This is a genomic window from Spirillospora sp. NPDC052242, from assembly GCF_040679555.1.
Lineage (GTDB): Bacteria > Actinomycetota > Actinomycetes > Streptosporangiales > Streptosporangiaceae > Spirillospora.
In genome coordinates this window covers 1-6,214 of the sequence record NZ_JBFAUZ010000103.1, presented here as the reverse complement: position 1 = coordinate 6,214, position 6,214 = coordinate 1, and the positions used below count along the sequence as shown (strand labels likewise).

At 67.7% G+C, this 6,214-nt stretch carries 8 protein-coding genes and 1 pseudogene; all 9 read left to right on the top strand.

Annotated elements, in window-relative coordinates:
* The coding region (locus AB0L25_RS40810) for a TraM recognition domain-containing protein (protein ID WP_500178993.1) at positions 1–423 on the top strand (423 nt) is incomplete at its 5' end.
* 58 nt (positions 424–481) lie between these two features.
* Entirely contained in the window at positions 482–856 is a 375-nt protein-coding gene (locus AB0L25_RS40805) for a DUF4913 domain-containing protein (protein WP_500178991.1), read from the top strand.
* 44 nt (positions 857–900) lie between these two features.
* The gene (locus AB0L25_RS40800) at positions 901–1,713 is read left to right on the top strand and encodes a hypothetical protein (protein ID WP_500178990.1); all 813 of its coding nucleotides are present in this window, start codon (positions 901–903) and stop codon (positions 1,711–1,713) included.
* A 33-nt stretch (positions 1,714–1,746) separates the two neighbouring features.
* Positions 1,747–2,580, top strand: a complete 834-nt coding sequence (locus tag AB0L25_RS40795) for a hypothetical protein (RefSeq protein ID WP_500178989.1) — start codon at positions 1,747–1,749, stop codon at positions 2,578–2,580.
* Between the two features lie 143 nt (positions 2,581–2,723).
* Positions 2,724–3,125, top strand: a complete 402-nt coding sequence (locus AB0L25_RS40790) for a hypothetical protein (protein ID WP_500178988.1) — start codon at positions 2,724–2,726, stop codon at positions 3,123–3,125.
* A 2-nt stretch (positions 3,126–3,127) separates the two neighbouring features.
* The gene (locus tag AB0L25_RS40785; protein WP_500178986.1) at positions 3,128–3,820 is read left to right on the top strand and encodes a hypothetical protein; all 693 of its coding nucleotides are present in this window, start codon (positions 3,128–3,130) and stop codon (positions 3,818–3,820) included.
* A 43-nt stretch (positions 3,821–3,863) separates the two neighbouring features.
* Positions 3,864–4,247: a hypothetical protein gene (locus AB0L25_RS40780; protein ID WP_500178985.1), complete on the top strand. Its 384-nt coding sequence runs from the start codon at positions 3,864–3,866 to the stop codon at positions 4,245–4,247.
* A gap of 24 nt (positions 4,248–4,271) precedes the next feature.
* Positions 4,272–5,744, top strand: a complete 1,473-nt coding sequence (locus tag AB0L25_RS40775) for a hypothetical protein (protein ID WP_500178984.1) — start codon at positions 4,272–4,274, stop codon at positions 5,742–5,744.
* A gap of 153 nt (positions 5,745–5,897) precedes the next feature.
* Positions 5,898–6,214: pseudogene (locus AB0L25_RS40770) on the top strand (hypothetical protein); the annotation flags it as partial.

Here is a 6,214-nt window from a genome sequence, read left to right as displayed (position 1 = left end):
ATCATCCCGGTCACCATCCTGCAGAGCTACGAACAGGGCGTCACCGTCTGGGGCGAACCCGGCATGGCCGCCCTCTGGGGCGCCGCCACCCGCAAGCTCATCGGCGCCGGCATCGACTCGCCACGGCTCGTCCGCGACTTGGCCACCCTCATCGGCCAGCACGACGTCCCCGTCCGCTCCATCACCTACAGCGACGGACGCGCCAGCGAACAGATCTCCCTGCGCCGCCAGGAAATCCTCGAAGCCTCCGACATCCGCGCGCTCCCCACCGGCACGGCACTGCTACTCGCCACCGGGACCAAGCCCGCGCTCGTCCGGCTGCGCCCCTGGTACGCCGGGCCGCACGCCACGGCCATCAACCAGGCCATCAAGACCGCGGACGCCGCCATCGCCGAAGCCGCCCGCCGACATTACGAGAAGTAGAACCCCACGCCTCGAAGGGACGCCCTGTCATGCACGCACACGCACTCCTGGAGGTCCGATGCCCGCACCCAATCCCCAGCCCGAACCGCTGTACCCGTCTCTCACGAGCTGGGTGACGCACCACTTCATCCCACTCTACCGGCGCACCCTCGGCGGCGAGTTCCGCTGGTGCGCCGAGTGGTGGCGCCACGGCGAAGCGATCTCCCGGCTCACCGCGCTCTGGTACGCGTGGGAGGCCATGCGCCTGCAAGGCGCCACCGGCATGGCGCTGTGGTACCGCGACCACCTCGACCATCAGCTCCCGGTGCTGCTCGGCCCGCGCGGGCCCTTCTACCAGTGCACCGAGAACGAGCACCTGGCCCCGCACGAGGCACGTTTGGTCCCCGTCCCCTTCGGCTGGCTTCCCGACGACGCCGTCCCGGCCGACGCCTGAGCCACCGATCGACGAACCATCGACCGTCCCTTCTGGAGATCCGCATGCCCAATCGCATCGACGCCGCCCTCCTCGCGCTCGACGCCTACCAACAGCACCTGCTCCCCCGCCTCACCACCAGCCACCGCGAAAGCCGAGCAGAAGCCGAAGGCCTCATCCACGGACTCGTCCACGACCTCCTCCGCTACGCCGAACACAACGACCTCGACACCGTCGACTTCATCGACCAGCTCGTCCGAGCCCGGGCCGACCGCGACAGCTTCGCCATGGCCCTGCCCGACCGGTTCCGGCTCAACGCCGAGGTCGAGTACCGCAGCGGACGTCAACCCGACGGCGCCCCGGCGTACCGCGGGTTCATCGACGAACTGAAGGCGTCCCCGACCGGCCAGGACGCGTGCGCGGTGCGCGTCCCGGGGCTCGCCGAACCCCTGCAGGCCCGCACGTCCGATCTGCGGCCCGCCGTGCCCATCCCGCTCGTCCCGACCCGCACCACGGGGATCGCCCACTCCGCCACCGAAGTCGAGGCCACGATCATCGCCCTGTCCACCGAGATGCTGCGCGACCCGACCGGCTCCGCTTCCGACCCGCAGGCGCTGGCCGACCTCGCCGAACTATCCGGAACGCTGGCCAACTGGTCCGGCACCACACCCGGCACCGTCGTCCGCCACCTCCGCCACATCGCCTGGAAGACCCTGCACGCCGCGGACGACGACCCGCGGGCGTCATCCCCCGCCGAACTCGCCGCCACCGCCTTCCCCGACGACCTCGCCACCACCCTGCAAGCCGACGAACCCGCACTCCAGGCAAGTCCGAAACCGTCGCCCGCCCCCGGCCAACCGGCCAAGCGACACCCGTAGCCCCGAAACGCCGCACCGATATCCGGAGGCACGATGGCCAATGCCGGACCCGAAGAGTTCGCCGAGTTCGCAGCGACGATCCTCGACACCTTCCAGCAACTGTTCGAGGAGACCGGACACCTCGACCACCGGACGAGCGACGCCCACGCCCGCGACCTGCTCGGCGACCTCCTCGTCGACCTGATGCACTACGCCGAGCGACGAGGCCTGGACTTCGGCGACATCCTCGGCGAGTCGCAAGGCTACTTCCACACGGAGAAACGGCAGGCCAACGCGTTCACCATTGGCGCACCCGTCCAACTGGAAGGGCCTGCCGCCCAAGAAGCCGTCCTGCTTGGCCGCCCGACCCGAGGGGCCGTCACGGGCATGCTCAATCCCGACGACGGCGTCCCCGAGTACTACGTGCACTTCATCGGGGACAAGAACAGCGAACGTGTCATCGCCGCCGACCTCGAGCCGGCGCCCCCGTTCCCGACCACCAGCACCTCGAAGGGCGTCATCAACACCCCTCTCCACGCCGAGGGCCTGCTGCTCGAGGCGGCGACTCGCACGGCACTCGCCGATGTGCACGGCCTCCATCCGAACGCCGACGACCTGCGCGACCACCGCGCTCTCCTCGACTCGTTCGTGTCCTGGACCGGCATGGACCGCCTCGGCGTCACCGACCTCGTCCTCAGCAGGGTCTCCGAACGGCTCCCTGTCCCCGACCACGGACGACTGCACGGGGACGAGCCCAGCCCCGGCAGGCTCGCCGCCCAGGGCTTCCCGACGCCCATCGCCCAGCGGCTCGGGGACAACCCGTCCGAGTCACCCGGTTCCGGCTCGAAACCCGCATCCCACCCTCGAAGGCAGACACCTTCCCGATAACTCAAATCAACAACATCGACACTCCACCACGATCGTTGACCTTCAACCACCACGCGTCCACACTGACCTTGCAGCAACTTCAATCAATGAAACATGTTGCTGTTACTTAACGAGGTTGGGACGGCTATGCCCGGGAGGCCCGTGTGAGGCAGCACTTCGAGCACATCACCCAGCAGATCCGATCCGCCGACAGCATTCCGGCCCTGCTCACGGCCGCCTTCGCCGGTCTGGAGGTCATCGAGCGCGCCACCGCGCACCTCGCCGACATGGCACCGGCCCACATCTACCCCGGCTACCAGACCGCCCGGGCCGAAGCCACGAGCGCCTGGGCGACGCTGTCCACCGCGCCCACGCTCAACAGTCCAGAACATCCCGCCTCAGCCAATCCCGACGTGGAAGAACTCGCCGCGGCCATCGCCAGGTTCGTCCTGGTCGTGGCCGAGGCGATCGTCAACGTCGCGTCCAAGACACCCGATCCTGGCGACCGGATGGCCTGCCTGCGGGCCGCCCACCACGCCGGACACGTCCACGCAGCATTGAGGTGACCATGACCAACGACGCCGCCACCAGCCAGCTCTCCCGTGCCACCAAGGCCCTGCAGGGCTACGAGGAAGCCGCTTTCCCCGGCAAGCCCTCACTTCTCCACCGTGACCAGCTTTACGCCTCGGCGCTCATGGCCGCGCTCATCTGCGACCTGGAGCATTACGCCGGACGGCGTGGGCTCAGCTTCTCCAGCGTGATCAACACCGGCCGGTCGATCCACGCGGACGAGGCCGCCGAGCAGTCCTTCTACGGCATCGGCGACCACGTACGCCTCCCGCACCACGGCGACCGGTGCGGGACCATCATCGGCTGGGTCACCACCGACACCACCGATGGCCGCACCTTCCTCATCGCCGTCCCGGGCGTCACCCATGTCTACGACGAACCTGCCGCCAGGCTCGCGCCCGCCTCGTCCTTCCCCGCGACGAGCACAACGCTCGGGACCGTGACCCGCGCGCTCCAGGCCGAATCTGCCTATATCGACCTGGCGAGGCGCATCCCCGGTACTGCCCTGCCCGTCCAAGCCACCCTGCGCCAGGACTGCCAGAGGCTTCTCACCGCGCTCAGCACCTGGAGCGGGGTGCCCGCACCCGAACTCCTGAAGGCGCTGAACCCGAAGATCGTCAACGCCGCCCGCGTCGGCAGAACGGCCTCGGTCTCGCCTCCAGGCGAGACCGAGCGCACCGAGCCGTTCTGACCGCGCAGAACCCGCAGCAACGCCCGGACGGAGGAACCATTCCATGGCTCACGAACGCGAACACGAAGAAGTCCGGCACACCTGGTTCACCGAGATCATGACGGCCGCGCTCAACGACCTCGCCCACACCGAGCGCGTCATCACCTCCTTCGCCGCCCAAGAACCCGACGGCTTCGTCGCCTGGGGACTGGCCGAGGGCGAAGCCGTCCAAGCCCACCGAGCCCTCAAGCAGGCTCCATCCCTGCACGCCGCCGTCCCCTCCGACCACGACGCCGAGAGCGCCACCGCCGACGCCCTGTTCGACCTGGCACGCAAGGTCGCCCAGAACCTCGTCCGCGCCGCCGAACTCGCCGCCGATCCCGACGACAAGATGGCCTGCCTTCAAGCGGCCCTGCACGCCAGCCGACTCCGGGAAGCCCTCCGGTAGGCAGCCGTGGCGACGTTCGGGGACATGACCAGCCTCGCCCGCCGACACCTCACCGAACTCAGACGAACACTCAACGCACCGGACATCAACGCGCAAGCCCGGCATCCGGCCATCCCCGCCGAGATCTCCCGCCTCACCGCCGTCCTGGCCCGCTACCACGACCGTATCGCCACCGGATTCGGCGTCCCGCATCCCGACGAACAGGGGGTGCGGGACGCCGCCCGCCGCAGTGCGGCGCTGCTCCGCGAAGCCCAGCTCGCCCTCGGCGCCCCCGCAGCCACCGAGATGCCGGCCACGGAGCTCGCGGGGACGCTTCGGTCCGTCTCAGTCGCCCTGGGATGCGGCCTCGACCTCCTGGCCTCCCACTTCCCCACGACCCCCGACCAACCGGCCTCCGACAACGCCACCGTCATCAACGCCACCGACACAGCCCGCTCCCTCATGGACGACCTCGCCGAATACACCGCCACCTGCGCCCACCTCGCCCAACAGACCGCCACCTCCACCGCGGAGACCACCGGGCCTCTCCTGCGGGCCGCAGTCATATCCCGCGTATTCGGCCAGCACAACATCGAACTCGCATCCGGCGTCCCGTTCCGGACCACACCAGAACGTATTCCACCCCAGCCCGGCGAAGGATTCATCGAACTCCTCAACGGAATCCACGCCAGTGTCCAACGCCTCAAGGACCCGCAAACGCCCGCCTGTGTCGCGACCTGGCGTTACCTCGCCACCGCAGCCGCAGTCACCAGCGATATCAACCACAAACTCATCCTCAGCCTGGCCCGACGACTGCAAGAACTCCACGAAGACGACCCGCAAACAAAGTTCAAAGAAACCGCCATGGCCGTCAACCGCACCAGACTGAAATGGCGCTTCGTCGTCAAACATTGGAATCGCCTCCCCGGCTACTTCGGCCCTCCGGAGAGCGCGATCTCAATCGATGCAAGCGACCTGATCGTCAGGCTCGGGCGTCTCGTCTACAGCGACCCCGACTGGCGCCCGTCCCCTCGCAGCTCCTACCTGATCAGGCCACTCGATGAACTCGCACCAACGTCAGCACAAGCAGCCGAGATCGCAGTCGCCTCTCTGAAAGCCCTCGACGCCTGCAACACCATCGCCCACCACCGACGCGCCGCCAGCCGCGACGCAGCCGTCATCATCGCCATCGAGAAAGACAACCTGAACCACCCCCGCTACCCCCACTCCCCCAAATGGCACAACCGCGCCATCAACCTACACAACCGCTACGAAGTCGCCGAATCCGAAGGGCGCAACGCAGCAGCTCTCCTACGAAACGCAATCCAGGTTATTCACACGAACCAGAGAACCACCGGTCAAGATCTCATAGCACACCGGCAGGCAACAGCGCCGCTTGAAGACTTCCCGGACTCCATCACCAAGCACCTCGCAGCAAAGCCACCACACAACAGATCTTCCTCACGAAAACCCAGTGGCCACGCCCCGGGACCGAACAGGTCCACGCATTCACGGTGAGCCCATTCCAGCTTGAGGCTGCAGGTCCGAGCGGGTTGCTGTTCGCCGGTCCTGAGCGTTACGTAGAGAAGCCTTATCCCGCGGGATGCCCCTCCACCACCAACCCAGGTGAGGACGGTCATTGTGTCAGTGCGGCCGGGCATAGTGCCGCGTATGTTCAGCGGACTTCATGACATCGACTGGGCGTCGATGGGGCATGCGTACGGCTCGGCTGAGGAGGTCCCGGCGCTCCTGCTGGCGCTGGCTTCCTCGGACTCGGAGGAGCGGCGTAAGGCTCTCAGTAGGTTCTACGGCGCAATCCACCACCAAGGCGATGTGTACCCGTGCACGACGGCAAGCCTTCCGTTCCTGTTCGAGTTGGCAGATGACGTCACAACGCCTGACAGTGATGATGTAGGTGAGCGCCTCCCGCTGGGGTCTGGCCCAACGCCTGACTGGCCTGGTGCCTTCAACGGGATCTGCCGACCCTG